16 protein-coding genes are annotated in these 14,498 nt (G+C 60.5%); 7 read left to right on the forward strand and 9 right to left on the reverse strand.

What is annotated here, in order from left to right; genetic code table 11:
• The first annotated feature begins 7 nt into the window (after positions 1-7).
• From PSH57_RS25435 to PSH57_RS25455, 5 genes are read left to right on the forward strand one after another with little or no spacing between them, the layout of a single operon-like run.
• The gene (locus PSH57_RS25435) at positions 8-1,765 is read left to right on the forward strand and encodes a bifunctional alpha/beta hydrolase/class I SAM-dependent methyltransferase (protein ID WP_305386069.1); all 1,758 of its coding nucleotides are present in this window, start codon (positions 8-10) and stop codon (positions 1,763-1,765) included.
• On the forward strand, positions 1,765-3,108 hold the full coding sequence (locus tag PSH57_RS25440) for a phosphatase PAP2/dual specificity phosphatase family protein (RefSeq protein WP_305386070.1): 1,344 nt from the start codon (positions 1,765-1,767) through the stop codon (positions 3,106-3,108). Before PSH57_RS25435 ends, PSH57_RS25440 begins: the two co-directional genes overlap by 1 nt.
• Entirely contained in the window at positions 3,098-3,553 is a 456-nt protein-coding gene (locus PSH57_RS25445) for a hypothetical protein (RefSeq protein WP_305386071.1), read from the forward strand. Before PSH57_RS25440 ends, PSH57_RS25445 begins: the two co-directional genes overlap by 11 nt.
• 9 nt (positions 3,554-3,562) lie before the next feature.
• Positions 3,563-4,183 (forward strand): lysophospholipid acyltransferase family protein, encoded by a 621-nt coding sequence (locus PSH57_RS25450; protein WP_305386073.1) that lies wholly within the window; start codon positions 3,563-3,565, stop codon positions 4,181-4,183.
• Position 4,184: 1 nt separating this feature from the next.
• A complete protein-coding gene (locus PSH57_RS25455) occupies positions 4,185-5,117 on the forward strand; it encodes a phosphatidate cytidylyltransferase (RefSeq protein ID WP_092459493.1) in 933 nt (310 codons plus the stop codon).
• 140 nt (positions 5,118-5,257) lie between these two features.
• Here the strand turns inward: PSH57_RS25455 and PSH57_RS25460 are convergent, their stop codons facing one another.
• From PSH57_RS25460 to PSH57_RS25490, 7 genes are all read right to left on the reverse strand, one after another.
• Positions 5,258-6,415 carry a glutathionylspermidine synthase family protein gene (locus tag PSH57_RS25460; protein ID WP_305386076.1) on the reverse strand — a complete coding sequence of 386 codons (1,158 nt, stop codon included), beginning with the start codon at positions 6,413-6,415 and terminating at the stop codon, positions 5,258-5,260.
• A 12-nt stretch (positions 6,416-6,427) separates the two neighbouring features.
• A complete protein-coding gene (locus PSH57_RS25465) occupies positions 6,428-7,147 on the reverse strand; it encodes a DUF1190 domain-containing protein (protein ID WP_305386078.1) in 720 nt (239 codons plus the stop codon).
• Between the two features lie 18 nt (positions 7,148-7,165).
• Complete coding sequence (locus PSH57_RS25470) at positions 7,166-7,594, reverse strand: DUF350 domain-containing protein (RefSeq protein WP_092394735.1); 429 nt, start codon at positions 7,592-7,594, stop codon at positions 7,166-7,168.
• A 15-nt stretch (positions 7,595-7,609) separates the two neighbouring features.
• A complete protein-coding gene (locus PSH57_RS25475) occupies positions 7,610-8,284 on the reverse strand; it encodes a DUF2491 family protein (RefSeq protein ID WP_305386080.1) in 675 nt (224 codons plus the stop codon).
• Positions 8,271-9,308: an ion channel gene (locus tag PSH57_RS25480; RefSeq protein ID WP_305386082.1), complete on the reverse strand. Its 1,038-nt coding sequence runs from the start codon at positions 9,306-9,308 to the stop codon at positions 8,271-8,273. The genes PSH57_RS25475 and PSH57_RS25480 overlap by 14 nt, the downstream gene beginning before the upstream one ends.
• Before the next feature lie 377 nt (positions 9,309-9,685).
• Positions 9,686-10,384 (reverse strand): PspA/IM30 family protein, encoded by a 699-nt coding sequence (locus PSH57_RS25485; RefSeq protein WP_305386084.1) that lies wholly within the window; start codon positions 10,382-10,384, stop codon positions 9,686-9,688.
• A gap of 24 nt (positions 10,385-10,408) precedes the next feature.
• The gene (locus PSH57_RS25490; protein ID WP_107323242.1) at positions 10,409-11,095 is read right to left on the reverse strand and encodes a YjfI family protein; all 687 of its coding nucleotides are present in this window, start codon (positions 11,093-11,095) and stop codon (positions 10,409-10,411) included.
• 382 nt (positions 11,096-11,477) lie between these two features.
• Between PSH57_RS25490 and PSH57_RS25495 the strand changes: the two genes are divergently transcribed.
• Together PSH57_RS25495 and PSH57_RS25500 are read left to right on the forward strand one after the other, a co-directional pair.
• On the forward strand, positions 11,478-11,717 hold the full coding sequence (locus tag PSH57_RS25495; RefSeq protein ID WP_212798781.1) for a type II toxin-antitoxin system RelB/DinJ family antitoxin: 240 nt from the start codon (positions 11,478-11,480) through the stop codon (positions 11,715-11,717).
• Positions 11,707-12,000, forward strand: a complete 294-nt coding sequence (locus tag PSH57_RS25500) for a type II toxin-antitoxin system RelE family toxin (RefSeq protein WP_305386088.1) — start codon at positions 11,707-11,709, stop codon at positions 11,998-12,000. The genes PSH57_RS25495 and PSH57_RS25500 overlap by 11 nt, the downstream gene beginning before the upstream one ends.
• A gap of 59 nt (positions 12,001-12,059) precedes the next feature.
• Here PSH57_RS25500 and PSH57_RS25505 read toward each other — a convergent pair whose 3' ends face one another.
• Together PSH57_RS25505 and PSH57_RS25510 are read right to left on the reverse strand one after the other, a co-directional pair.
• A complete protein-coding gene (locus PSH57_RS25505) occupies positions 12,060-12,875 on the reverse strand; it encodes a YfaP family protein (protein WP_305386090.1) in 816 nt (271 codons plus the stop codon).
• 3 nt (positions 12,876-12,878) lie between these two features.
• Positions 12,879-14,498: a DUF2300 domain-containing protein gene (locus PSH57_RS25510; protein ID WP_305416206.1), complete on the reverse strand. Its 1,620-nt coding sequence runs from the start codon at positions 14,496-14,498 to the stop codon at positions 12,879-12,881.

Raw genomic sequence — 14,498 nt, forward strand, 5'->3', positions numbered from 1 at the left:
AGTTGCAATGCGCGAAGCCCAGGAACTGACGTTTACCACCTTTGACGGCGTGGAGTTGTTCTACCGGCACTGGCCGGCCGTCGATGCGGCGCCGGGTGAGCCTCGTCAGGCGGTGTTGTTGTTTCATCGGGGCCATGAACACTCCGGACGCATTGCCCATCTGGTGGATGAGCTGGATTTGCCTGGCTTCGACTTTTTCGCCTGGGATGCCCGCGGCCATGGCCAGTCGCCGGGTGCGCGTGGCGACAGTCCGAGTTTTGCCACCAGCGCGCGGGATGTGCAGACCTTCTGCGATCACATCGGCGCAACGCATCAGATCGACGAGCAGAACATCGCCGTGGTGGCGCAGAGTGTCGGGGCGGTGATTGCGTCGACCTGGGTTCACGATTACGCCCCGCGCATTCGTTCGCTGGTGCTGGCGTCGCCGGCGTTCAAGGTCAAGCTTTACGTGCCTTTCGCTCGTCCAGGCCTGGCGCTGATGCGCCGGTTTCGCGGCAATTTTTTCGTCAACAGTTACGTCAAGGCGAAATTCCTCAGCCATGACCCGGAGCGGGTGGCGTCCTACGACAGCGATCCGCTGATCACCAAGGCGATTTCGGTAAATGTTTTGCTGGGTCTGTACGAAGCCGCCGACCGGGTGGTGGCCGATGCCCAGGCGATTCAGGTGCCGACGCAGTTGTTGATCTCCGGTTCCGACTTTGTGGTGCAGCGCAAACCCCAGGAGCAGTTCTTCGAGCGGCTGGGCAGTGTGCACAAGGAGAAACACATTCTGCCGGGGTTCTTCCACGACACCCTCGGCGAGAAGAACCGTGCGCCGGCCATCGCCAGTGCCCGTCGGTTCATTCTGCAAAACTTTGCCCGGCCGCTGGACCGCCCTTCCCTGCTGGACGCTGATCGCCTGGGTGCGACCTGCGCCGAGTCCGAAGCCTTGGCGACGCCGCTGCCGCACAATTCGTTGCGCGACCTGTACTGGCGCATGACCCGCGCCAGCATGCGCTTTGGCAGCAAGTTGTCGGCTGGGGTGAAGTTGGGTTTCGACACCGGCTTCGACTCCGGCAGCACGCTGGATTACGTCTACCGCAATCGCCCCACCGGCACCTCGGCCGTGGGACGGATGATTGACCAGAATTACCTGAACTCCATCGGCTGGCGCGGGATTCGTCAGCGCAAGTTGCACGTCGAGGAGCTGCTGCGTCTGGCCATGGGCACGTTGCGCGAGCAGGACCGCGAGGTGCGCATTGTCGACATCGCCGCCGGCCATGGCCGCTACATTCTCGAAGCGCTGCAAGGCGTCAGTCCGTTGCCGGAGTCGATCCTGCTGCGCGACTACAGCGACATCAACGTGCGGGACGGCAGTGCGCTGATTCTTGAGAAGGGCTTGGGCGATATCGCTCGGTTCGTCAAAGGTGACGCCTTTGATCGCTCGGATCTGGCGGCGCTGGCGCCCAAACCGACGCTCGCGGTGGTGTCCGGGTTGTATGAGTTGTTTGCCGACAATCAGATGGTCGGTGATTCCCTCGCCGGCCTGGCCGAAGCGGTGGAGCCTGGCGGGTTCCTGGTCTACACCGGGCAGCCGTGGCACCCGCAACTGGAACTGATCGCCCGCGCCCTCACCAGCCACCGCGCCGGGCAGGCCTGGGTGATGCGCCGACGCACGCAGGCGGAGATGGATCAACTGGTGGAGGCGGCGGGTTTCCGCAAGATAACTTTGCGGGTCGATGAATGGGGCATCTTCAGCGTTTCGCTGGCTCAGCGAGTGCAGTGATGAGCGCCGTCATCGCCCCGACCCGCGAGCCCGGCCTGCTGAAACCGGCGGTGCTGTGGTTGCTGTTGTTGGCGCCGTTGTTTTTCAGCACCTATGGCTTCGCCACTTGGGTGACGTCCCAGCGGGATGACGTGGGCAGCCTGGTGTTTGGCTGGGAAAGCCGCATGCCGTTCATGGCCTGGACCATCGTGCCCTACTGGTCGATTGATCTGCTGTACGGCCTGTCCTTGCTGTTGCCCAGCAGCCGCGAAGAACTCAAACGCCACGCCTTGCGTCTGCTCACGGCCCAGGCGATTGCGGTCAGTTGTTTTCTGATCTGGCCGTTGCGCTTCACCTTCGCCCGGCCAGAAATGGATGGAGTGTTCGGTTGGCTGTTCGATGTGCTGGCGGGGTTCGACAAGCCGTTCAATCAGGCGCCATCGCTGCACATCGCGTTGTTGGTGGTGCTGTGGGTGTGTTATCAGCGGCACCTGCAAGGGCTCTGGCGTTGGCTGATGCACGGTTGGTTCGCGCTGATTGGTGTGTCGGTGCTGACCACCTATCAACATCACTTTATTGACCTGCCCACGGGTGTGTTGGCTGGGTGGTTATGTGTCTGGTTGTGGCCGCTGGATCGGCCCAGCCCGCTGAAAAATGCGCGTGTGACCGCGGACCCGGCTCGTCTGCGATTGGCTTTGCGCTATGGTTTAGGGGCTGCGGCGTTTTTTGTTCCGGCGTTTGCCTTGGGTGGCGCGTGGCTTTGGTTGATCTGGCCGGCGGTGGCGGTGCTGTGGGTGGCGCTGAATTATCTGGTGTTTGGTGCCGACGGCTTTCAGAAGCGTGCCGAGGGCCGATTGAGCCCGGCGGTTCGCTGGCTGTTGGCGCCTTATCTGGCGGCAGCGTGGATCAATTCCCGATGGTGGACGCGCAAGCATCCGCAGGCGGATCAGGTGGCCGACAACGTCTGGCTGGGGCGCATTCCCACGCCGATGGAATTAAAGGACAGTCCATTTAACGGCATGCTCGACCTTTGCGCCGAAATGTCCATGGACAGCACCGGCATCGCCTATCGCGCGTTGCCGGTGCTTGACCTGACCGCGCCCAGCGCCGAGCAGTGCCTGAAGGCTGCACGGATGATTGAGAACCTGCGTCAGCAAGGGCCGCTGCTGGTCTGCTGCGCCTTGGGTTATTCGCGCAGCGCCAGCGCCGTGGCCGCGTGGTTGTTGCACACTGGTCGGGCCGCTAGCGTCGATGCGGCCATCGTCCAAATCCAGCGGGCCCGCCCGCACGTTGTTTTGCATCCGGCGCACCGTCGCGCGTTGGAACGGTTATCCACAAATACGAGGAATGACCATGATCAGTGATATGGAACTCCACACGGTGGCGAGCCTGTTGCGCCGAGGTCACTCGCTGGATCAGCTTTCCACGGGGCTGACCCTGTTGGCGGCGCTGCTGGGGCTGGCTCAATTTTTGGTCGGTAGCGTCAATCCGTGGCTGCTGTGCTTTAGCGTCGTGATCTTCATGCTTGGCGTAATGCAAAAGTACTGGGCGCAGCGTGTAGCGTTTGATGCCGACCTGTTCCAGCGCATGGCGGACAGTACGCAATCGCTGGCCGAACGAACCTATACATTGGATCAAGCCCTCACCGCCCTCGGCCTGCAACCGGTCGAACGCAGCGGTCGGCTCTGGACCGAGCGCCGGCATGGCGCATTATTGCTGCTGCGCCGCCAGTCGTTGTTGCTGGCCACGCAAGTTGTCTTGACGCTGGGCTTGATCCTGGCCAGTCCCTGGTTAGCTTTTTCCGGATAAGGAATCCTCATGTTCGAACCCGTGGTCGCCAGCCTCATCACCTCCGCCGCCCGCATGGTCACGGGTGCTCGCAGCCTGTGGCTCGGTTGCGCGCCGCAACCGGTGCAGCGGATCTACTTCGCCAATCACAGCAGCCACGGCGATTTCGTGCTGCTCTGGGCCTCGTTGCCACCAGCGCTGCGCAAGCTCACCCGGCCGGTGGCGGGCGCCGACTATTGGCAGACCAGCCCGCTGCGGCGCTACATCATCAACCGGGTGTTCAACGGCGTGCTGGTGGACCGCGAGCGCAAGGACCCTTCGTACAACCCGTTGCAGCCGATGCTCGACGCCCTGGTAAACGGCGACTCGCTGATCATTTTCCCCGAGGGCACGCGCAACCCGGAGGAAGGTCTGTTGCCGTTCAAAAGCGGGATCTATCACTTGATGAAAAGCCACCCCGAGGTCGAGGTGATCCCGGTGTGGATCGCCAACCTCAACCGCGTCATGCCCAAGGGTCGGGTGCTGCCGCTGCCGCTGTTGTGCACCACCAGTTTCGGCGCGCCGCTGTGCATCGAAGAAGGTGAAGGCAAAGAGCAATTTCTTGAACGCAGCCGGGCCGCGCTGCTGGCACTGGCCCCGGAGCACGTCTGACATGGATAGACATACCCTGATGTTGTTTGGCGGGATCGGCGCAATCCTGCTGCTGGCCTCCGTGATTGGTTTCATTCTCAAACTGCGGACAAAAGGCGCGCCGAATTCGGTCATCGATAACCTCAACGCGCGGATCAATGCCTGGTGGGTGATGGTGCTGGTGATCGGCACGGCGTTTTGGCTGGGCAACGCGGCGGTCATCCTGTTGTTCTACGCCGTGTCGTTTTACGCCCTGCGGGAATTCCTGACCCTGACACCGACCCGGCGCAGCGACTATCCGGCCTTGGTGGCGGCGTTTTACCTGGCACTGCCGCTGCAATACCTGCTGATTTATTTTGATTGGTACGGGCTGTTTTCGATCTTTATCCCGGTGTACGTGTTCCTGCTGCTGCCGATCCTCGCGTCCCTGGGCGGCGACAGCACGCACTTTCTGGAGCGCGCTTCCAAGGTCCAGTGGGGACTGATGATCGCGGTGTTCTGCATCTCGTTCGTACCGGCGCTGCTGACGTTGGACATCGCCGGCTTTGAAGGGCGCAACCTGTTGCTGATCGCTTACCTGGTGATCGTGGTGCAGCTATCGGATGTGCTGCAGTACGTGTGCGGCAAGTTGTTCGGCAAACACAAGATCGCTCCGAACCTGTCGCCGTCGAAAACCGTCGAGGGTTTTGTCGGCGGCATTCTGCTGGCCTCGCTGATCGGTGGCGCGTTGTGGTGGATCACGCCGTTCAATCCGTGGCAATCGTTCCTCATTGCCTTGCTGATCAACTTGCTGGGGTTTGCCGGTGGGATTGTCATGTCGGCGATCAAACGCGACCGTGGTGTGAAGGATTGGGGGCACATGATCGAAGGCCACGGCGGCATGCTCGACCGACTGGACTCGGTCTGCTTCGCCGCGCCGATCTTCTTTCATCTGGTGCGGTACTGGTGGACCTGAAAACGTCGGGGCACACGCATTAACCTGTGGGAGCGGGCTTGCTCGCGAAGACGGCGGCACAGTCAACATTGATGTCGCTTGATGCACCGCCTTCGCGAGCAAGCCCGCTCCCACAAGGGTTCAGTGCTTGACCCAGAGATTCAGTCAAGGATCAGATGCGGCAGGAACCGGCTCGAATCCTTGGTGATCAGGCTGTTGTCTTCCCGCACGCCAATGCCGGCGGCCTGGTCGCCGATGACCCAGGAGCCGATCAGCGTGTAGCTGTCGCCAAACTTCGGCAACGGGGCGAATTCCTGGAGGATGAAGGGAGCGTCGGTGTAAGGGCCGTCTTCTCTGACGATCAGGCCATCAGCGGTTTGCAGCTCGATGTTGGCGCCTTCCCGGGAAAAGAACGGCTTGCGTACCCAGCCCTTGGGCACGGCTTTGCTCGAGTCGCTGTCGAGATGGGCTGCGAGCAGGTTCGGGTGACCTTTGTTGGACTCCCACAGCAACGGCAGGATGCCTTTGTTGGAGATGATCGATTTCCAGGCCGGCTCGAAAAACTGCGTGTCGCTCTGGGCAATCGCCGCACCAAAAGGCTCGTGGAAGATGAACTCCCAGGCATGCAGCTTGAACAGGTGAGGGATCCAGCGATCTTCCAGATCGACGAAACGGCCTTCACTGTTAAGGCCGATGTCCTCGATATCGATGTGCCGCGATTCGATGCCGACTTTTTCCGCGATCAGGCGCAAGTAGTCGGTGGTGCCCTTGTCTTCAATCGAGTCTTTCATCGACGCAAAGTAAAAGGGTTGCTCGAGTTGAAGTTGGGCAAAGACCTGATGCAGCTTGGTGTCGATGCTGTTGAACTGGTCGGCATGCCCGGGCAACAGTCCGCGCTCGATGCATTGCTCCAGCCAGCCCCACTGAAACGCTGACGCTTCGTACAGGCTGGTCGGCGTGTCGTAGTTCAGTTCCAGCAGCTTGGCGGGGCCGCTGCCGTTGTAGGAGAAGTCCATGCGCCCATACAGGTGCGGATGCCCTTCGAGCCATGAGGTGCGAACCATGTCGAAGAACGGCGCAGGAATGCTCAGGCGCTCCAGCAGTTCCTCGCTCTGCACCACTCGGGCCACCAGGTCCATGCACATCTCATGGATCTCGGTGGTCGGGTCTTCGAGATCGTCTTCGATTTGCTTGAGCGTGAACTGGTAGTACGCGCTCTCGTCCCAATAGGGTTCGTCGTCGATGGTGTGGAACAGAAAGCCGAGACTCTCGGCGGTCTGTTTCCAGTCATGACGTTCGGCGCAATGGACTTTCTTCATGACGCGCGTTCCTTAACTGCTCGATCGCCCGAAGCTGCTCGAACCGCCCCAACCGCTGCGGGCGCTGGCTTTACTGCCGAAACCGCCACGGGAGGTGGACGAAGCAACAGAGATCGGTTTGCTGGCGGACCGGACCGTATCGCTGTAGTTGCCATACCTCGCCTGATTGGACTTGGTGAAGGTCGAGCCTTTGGAAATCCGCTGGGCGAGTGTTGAGGACCCGTAGTTGCCGCGATCATCGCGATAGCGGTAGACCGGTTGGGAGTAATAGCTGTTGCGGTTGCTGCTCAACATGTTGCCGATCAGCAACCCGGTCAGCAGGCCGGTGCCGGAGAACCCTGAGCCTTGCGCGTTGGCTTCGGAGGCCGGCAGTTGCGCCTTGGCTGCGTCCACCTGGGCTTGGGTGACCTGGCCATCGGCGGTCAGTTCGAAACCACCCAGCCTGGGGATGAACTGGCCGGTGGAATCCTGTTGGCACCAATCGGCAACAAAGTCGGCATCGCAATCGGCCTGGTTGCTGTACGTCGGTGCGATGCGGCGATGCTCGGCCATGGCGGCCATGTAGGCGTCGGAGCAAACGTCTACCGGGAGTTTTTCATCGGCACATTGCTGAACGGACTGGAAGTTGTACTTCTTCTGTACCGGGTAGGTTTTTTCCGTCGGGCCGCAGCCTGATATCGCCATCGCGACCGACGCTGCCAGCGAGAGCTGAACGTACTTGCTTCGTTTCATGGGATCTCCGTAGCGCAATCAGTTCTGGGAAGGCGTCATGCACGCGGCGTTCAACATGCCGACGCTGATGGCCACTGCCGCGATATAAATGCCCGCGGCGATTTCACCCTTTTTAATGCGTTCAGAGGCGCCTTTGAGCACCAGACTGGTCACCAGAAATGCCAGCAGTTGCACGAACGCGGCAATCACCGCCCAGACGACGAAGTCCAGAAGGCTGATGGAATAGGCAATCACATTGCTGGCCGGGATGGCAAAACCGATGATGGCGCCGCCCAGCGCGATGGCGGCGGCCACGTTGCCCGAACGGATCAGTTCGAACTCCTTGTGCGGCGTGATCCGGGTGTAGATGAACTGGTACAGCGCGAACAGCACGGCCGCACCGAGGATGTACAACACAAACCCGAGCACGGCGGCTTTGTTCAGGGAAATGGAGAGCGCTTCAAGCATGGACTTCTTCCTTTTTTAAAAAGTGTTCAGGTCAGTGGTATACAGCGAAATGCCCAGCGACGTGCTCAAGCTGATGGCGCCTTCGGCATCTTCTTCGACGGAAAACAGCAGGAATTCCCGGCGATCGGTCAGGCCGGTTTCGCGGGCATACAGCATTGAGCGGTGTTCGATGCTGTAGGACTCATCCGGATTGCTCACGCGCTCGCTCAACGCAACCAGTTCTGTCTGACCTTCCTCGGTGCCCCATTCGCGGCTGTACTCGACACCGTCATGAGTGTAGGTCGGCAGGCCGATCAAGCTTTGCGGCCCGGCCAGCCGCCGCAACTCCGCTTCACTGTTGAGGGTGACGTAACTGAGGTAATTGAACAGGATCACCGACTCGACCTGCCCGGCGACGTCGCCGCTGGTGTGCACTTGCAGCCAGTAGTCCTCGTCGTTCATGTAACAACGCGTCAGCCAGTTCGATTGCCCGAGATCGACGATGCCGGTGCTCCAGATCTGCTGGGCATCCGGGATGACCACGCTGGTGTTGCCGTCGAGCAACAGTTTCAGCGTGCTATCGAACCTGAGCTCTTTTCCAGATGCCAGGCCCAGCGGCCCGACGGCGGCCGGGATTGGGTTAGCGACCCATTTGGAGTCTGTGCCCGAGTTCGGCGCCTCGATGCCCATCAACCGTTTAAACCAGCCCATTGGAGATTTCCTTGAGACGCGCGGAGGCGATATAGAAGAGGTCGCCGCCGCCCCCGACGCGCGTGTCGCAGGGCGGGTTGATCGACGGGTGCCGGGCGCCTTTGGCACGGTAGCCGATGAGAATAGCGTTGTGGTGCTCTTTCATCTGCACATACAGATCGCCGAACGCGGCATCAAACGCTTCGGGCAGCTTCATCAGATACTGAGTAGCGCCCTCGCCCACGCACAGCAATTCATTGATGACCACCGACGAACCCGGATCCTGTGAAGCACGTACCAACATCTCGATGGCCATGCTGGAAGTGCACTCCAGGCTGGGTGCGTAGGCGCTGGCGAGCGCGGCCACTTCACTGTCATTGAAGTGGGCGACCACATGCCCGACAGGGTTCAGTTGATTGACCGCCAGCACGGTGGACAGGGTCAGGTCGTCTGAGTGAGTGCGCACCAGGACGCGTTCGGCACCCGGCACGCCAGCGCGCTGCAAAAGTGCGACAGAGGACAGGCTTTCGCCTTTGATAAAAGTCGTCTTGCCGGGCATGGGGTTTTCTTCAAGCACGCAATCGCAGATGACAATCAGATTGTCATTGGACGTCTCGTCCTGCAGGAGCAACTCGATGACCCGCTCGCTGGAGGCGCCCTCCCAGCCGATGAGAACGGTGTGACCGGTCTTGCCGGTGAAATCGCCTTTGCCCTTCATGCCTTTTCTCCATACATCAATGACGCTGCTGGTGGTTTTGCCGATGACCGTCGTCAACAGGGCAATGCCCCCGAGCATGATCCAGGTTGCCACGAAAATTCGCCCGGCGGATGTCTGTGGCAACAGATCGCCATAACCGACGGTGAGCGTGGTGGTGAGATAGAAGTAGATGAACGTGGCGGCGGCGATGAGGTGCTGTTCGCCCAGAAGCACCAGGCCGATCCAGGCGATGGCCAGGTGCACGCCCATCGCAATCGCCAGTCCCGCCCAGCCGAACCGATGGAAGAAGGACGAGGCGTAGGTTCGCAGTAAAAGGAAAATCGACATTTCGTCCCTGACTCCGTGGGGGTTCGCTCCTGGCGACGTCATCGCCCTGGCGTCTGAGTGCGTAAGTGCGGTTACGGGGCAGCATTAAACCTGCTGCGGGGATTGGATAGAAGAGCTTTGGTGACAATAAATCCGGGATTTTTCAGGAAAACAGGACTAAGACACAAACCTGAAGCTGAACACAAAACCTGTGGCGAGGGGATTTATCCCCGCTGGGCTGCGGAGCAGCCCCAATAACAGCGAACTCGACCCAGCTGACACACCGAGGGTGTCAGGTTTCAGGGCTGCTTCGCAGCCCAGCGGGGATAAATCCCCTCGCCACAAGGTCTGTGCCTGGCTTGCCTTGGCCGGTCCTCACCAAGGCAAAGCCCAGCCGATTACTCCGCCGATTTTTTCTTCAGGCGTTCCAGAATCGCATTGGCGCTGCCTTCGTTCGGCGTGATGCCGGCATCGCGCAGTTTGCGCTCCAGGTCGTTGCCGGTCGAAGCCTCGGCCAGTTCGTCCTGGGCTTGCAGTTCAGCGGCACGTTGCTGTTGCTTGGCCTGCAGGCGGTTCAGCGTACCGACGGCGGTTTCCAGCTTGCCATTGGCGCCGCCGCTGGCAATCGAAGCACTGACCTGGGCTTTCTGCACGCTCTCACGGGCCTTGGCCATGTCCACTTGCTGACGCAGGCTTTTGATGCGGCTCTCGGACTTGACGATGTCCTTGCGCATGTTTTCAGCGTAACCACCGAACTCGGTCGCGTGCTTTTGCTCGGCGTCCAGTTCAGAGGTCAGGGTCGAAATGGCTTCGGCCACTTCCAGGGCCAGGTCTTCGCGGTTGGCCTGGATGGCGGCCAACGCCTTGGACTCCAGGTCCTGGATCTTGGCGTTGTACTCGCTAACGCGGTCAGTCGACAGTTTGTGCTTGGCCATGATGGTGACCAGCTCACGCTTGGCGTTGGCCAGCGCGCTGTCAGCATCGCGAATTTCCTGGTCGAGGATGCGCAGGGCCTGTTGGTCGACAATCGACTCGCCGACTTCGTTGGCACCGCCACGCAGCGCGGTGAACAATTTGCTCCAGATGGACTGAGTCATTGGATATTTCCTGTTCCCGAAAAATTAGATGAAGAAACGTTCGAAGGCTTCGCTGGCGCGCTGGACGTTGTCGACGAGGGTTTTGACCTCGGTCACGACGTTGGTCAGGCTGGAGTCGGAACTCAGTGCGCCAAACATGTTGTAGACAATCTGCCCGTTAGGCATGGACTCAATACCGATGGAGGACAGCGGGAACATTTCCCGGCTGCGCAGCACGGCATCATTGAAGGCCGCTACGTCGTTGATCGATTCGACATCCACCAGAACAGTGTCGACTATGATCTGATCACCCACCACGGCGATGTAAATCGGCAAGCCGCCAAAATCGTTCATTTCCAGCTTGATACTGGACTCCGAGCCTTGAACGAGGGAAAGCGTGATGTCGTTCGCCACCACTTCATCGAGGGCCTGAAGGGCACTGAAGAGGCGATCAATGTTCCAGTTATTACCTGCGCTCATGTAATTCTCCGACATGAATGAGCCAGCCAGAATCGGTTGGCGTAGCTGTTTCTCCATCTGCTTGAGCAGGCTCCGGTTTTCGGGAAGCACCCAAGTTTCGTGTTTCACATACCCGGCGGCACTCAAGCCCGCGCGCATCTGCTTCATATAAAAGCTGGATGGTTTTTTCACGGACGGTTTCGAGCGCTCTCCCTTGCGGCTCGCTGAATCGGTAACAGACCCCGCAGGATCTGTTGGAGAGCGGCTGTTCATGGTACTGACCTCACTGCGAAAAAACTCACGCGTGAGAAACACTACAGGGAACGCCCAATGCCCTCAATAGCGCACGCGTGAGATTTTTTAATTGTCACAAACGATGAATAACCCTGTGGGAGCGAGCCTGCTCGCGATAACGGCAGCACGTTCAGCATCAGGGTGTCTGACATACCGCTATCGCGAGCAGGCTCGCTCCCACACTGTTTTGTGGTGTTCACAGCGGCGAAGTCGATCAAAACTCCCCGGCTCCCGGATGAATTTTGTCTCACTCGACAAGGGGCCGACTCGTCTGGAAACAGCGAAACCCGCAAACCAAAGGTTGCCGGACGGGAGGAGTAGTTGCTAACGTAACGCCAAACGTCATTACAGGTATTACTCCATGGCTTCCATCAACATCCGCATTGACGATGACCTTAAGCAGCGGTCATTTGCCGAACTGGAAAAGCTCGGTGTTACGCCTTCCGAACTGCTACGCCAGACACTTCAATACGTGGCGGAGCGAGGCAAGTTGCCTTTCAAGGCTGCGTTAATCAGTGAGGAAGATGAAGCGCTCATTGCGGTGGTCACAGAGCGCCTCGCCAACCCTCAACGAGTGAAGGTCAGCCTGGATGACCTATAGCCTTGAATTTGATCGACGTGCATTGAAGGAGTGGAACAAGCTAGGCGAAACACTGCGACAGCAGTTCAAAAAGAAGCTCATCGAAATTCTTGAAAATCCTCGCGTCGAAGCCAACCGACTCCGACAACTCCCCGACTGCTACAAGTTGAAACTGCGCAGCGCCGGGTATCGCTTGATCTATCAGGTTATTGATCGAGAAGTCGTGGTGTTTGTAGTTGCTATAGGAAAACGCGAGCGTGAGGCGGTTTATCAGGATGCGCAGGAGCGCATCTCTTCCTGCTGAGAACTTTTACTACACGGGTTGCTTGCTGAATTGTCCAACAGCCGTTGGACAATTAGCCCTCACGGATAGCTGAAGCTCTTGACCAACATCAACTCCCCCGCCGTGCGCATCGGTACCACGAAGGTTTCCATCTTCTCGCTTGGCGTGCCCTCTTCGGTGATGACGGTGATCTGCGCCGTGGTCAGGGCTTGTGCCGCTTGTTGCTCGCCGTCCTCGTCACTGCGATAACCGCCGCCGTAGTAGTTCACGTACACCAGGTACTGGCCTTTGATCGGCGCGGGCATGGCGATGATTTCCGGGCCGTAGCCGGTGGTGACATCGACGTCGAGCGCGGCGCCGTTGGGGACGACACGGTCGCCGTACCAGATGTGGGCGCCGTCCGGGGTGATGAGGTGCAGGTCCAGGTCGGTGCCGTCGCTGTCCCAGGTCAGCAAGACCCGCAACTTGGCCGGGGTGGCGCCGCCGCTGGTGTTGAGGAACTGGGTGCGGTGACGCTGCTGGCCGTCAGGGCTGCGCACTTCGACGCTGTTGCTGCCGTTGGGGAACGAGAACGGTCGGTCGAAGCGCCCTTCAGGGTCGAGTTTCAGCGGTAGGGTCACACCGTTGATGACGAGTTTGCCCGGCTCGTTGCTGTCCTTGGGCGCACCTTTGATCTGGCCGCTGATGCGGGCGGTATTGGCCTGGCCCTGGGGTGTGTTGACCGAAGAAGCCGGGTAGTTGACGGTCTGGCGAAAGCGCTCCCCTTCGCCCCCCGGCGCGCCGCTGCGCCAGCCGCCGACCGGGGTGTCGAGTTTGATGCCCTCACCCGCAATGGCCGGCGGCAACACGGCCAAAGCGCAGAGCAACAGCAAGGCCTGTGGATAACGGAGTGTCATGGTCTATTCCAGCAAGAGGTGACGGGCGAGCCCTTCGATGTAGGTTTCGTCCTGGCCGTTGGGGTGGGCTTCAAAGGCCAGGTGCAAATATTCGTGGGTCAGGTCGAGGCGGTCTTGCAGCGACAGCACACCGCGCACGTAAATGCGCCGGCGTTCGCGGTCGACATAGGGCCGGCCGAAGGCGACTCGGCAGACAGCGAAAGCGCTGACTTCGTTGTAACCCACTTCACCTGCCAAACGGGGGCGCCAGCCGCGCCGCTGTTTCAACAGCCAGTCCTGGGCGGCGGGCAGCGCCTCACAGGACGCCACCGGATTGTCCCAGCGACTGAGGCTGGCGCGCGGGTAGGCATGCAGCAGGATGGCGTCGTAGCGCTGGCCGGCGCTGGCTTGCTCCACGGCTTGCGCCCAGGACAGTTTGTCCGGGGCGGATTGGTCAGAGTGATAGGTCACGTCAGTGCCCGCCAGCACCAGATCGCTGGTCCAGGCGGCGATGGCGCGGGTTTGCGGCGTCGCCGGACGTGGGGCGACGCGCTGGCGATGGCTGCTGTCGTCGATGCTCAGGCAATCGCCCTTACGCTGGGCGTTTTGCAGCAGGTAGCTACGGATCGCCACGGCCAGGGCCTTGGCCGCTTCGGCGGGTTCAGCCTTGGCTTCGCGCTGCAGGACCCGGGCGACGTACTCTTCCCGATCCAGTCGCGCCACCAGCTTGCCGGGCAGCAGGAACAGCTCGCCGTCGCTGTGGATATCCAGTTGGTTGCCATTGGCGAATTCGACACGGTAATCGCCGCGCAACGGGCCCGGCGTGGCTGGCCGATCACCCGCCATTACCCGTTGCAAGGGATACCGGGCGAACAGGTCCACTTCCACGCATCGCCCCGTTTCCGCCGGCCAACGGGACGGCAGCGCCGCAGCCAATCCATCACCGTATGCCTTCAATATCTGCTCGCTGGTGCCACGTCCACCGGCCCACAGCGGCGTGCCGTCGGCCAGCCAACCGGCGAAGCCGCCCTGGCGCGATGAAGGATCCTGTTCACCCAGCCAACTCCAGGTCTTGACCCGCAGATGACTGCCCAACTGACCGACGAGACGCCCATCCGCCGCGTTGAGCACCACGTCCAGCAGCACCCGACGGGCCTGGTCCTGGGCCGGCAGCATCGCCAGTGCCTTGAGCAGTTCAGCCACGCGAACTTGCTTTTGCGGCTGCAGGCTCTGCAGGTCCAGCAACCACGACGGAGCCTGGCGGGCCTGCCAGTACTCGCGCCAGTGGGTAGCCGAGAGCCCGAGCCGCTGCGGCTCGAAATACAGGCCGCAGGACTTCACCAGCGCCTGATCGCGACCGATGCTCTGCCCGGCGCTACAGCAATAAACCTCTTCTTTCGACTGACCGCGACATTCATAAACCGGTTCGCGGGCGCCAGTGTCCACCAGCCATGCGTAGACAAACAGCTTCCACACACTGCCCAGCGGCGCCTGCACGGAGTCGGGCAAGGGCTGGCGGTCCAGCACCTGGGTCTGGCTCACCCGCAGCAACTGACCGTCGAAAGCCAGGCGCAACGGCTCCTCCTGCGCTATGGCCAGCGCAGGGATCAAGCACAACAACCACCCAAGCCGCGGCCAGCGCAT

The sequence above is a fragment of the Pseudomonas hefeiensis genome, assembly GCF_030687835.1.
Taxonomy (GTDB): Bacteria; Pseudomonadota; Gammaproteobacteria; order Pseudomonadales; family Pseudomonadaceae; genus Aquipseudomonas; species Aquipseudomonas hefeiensis.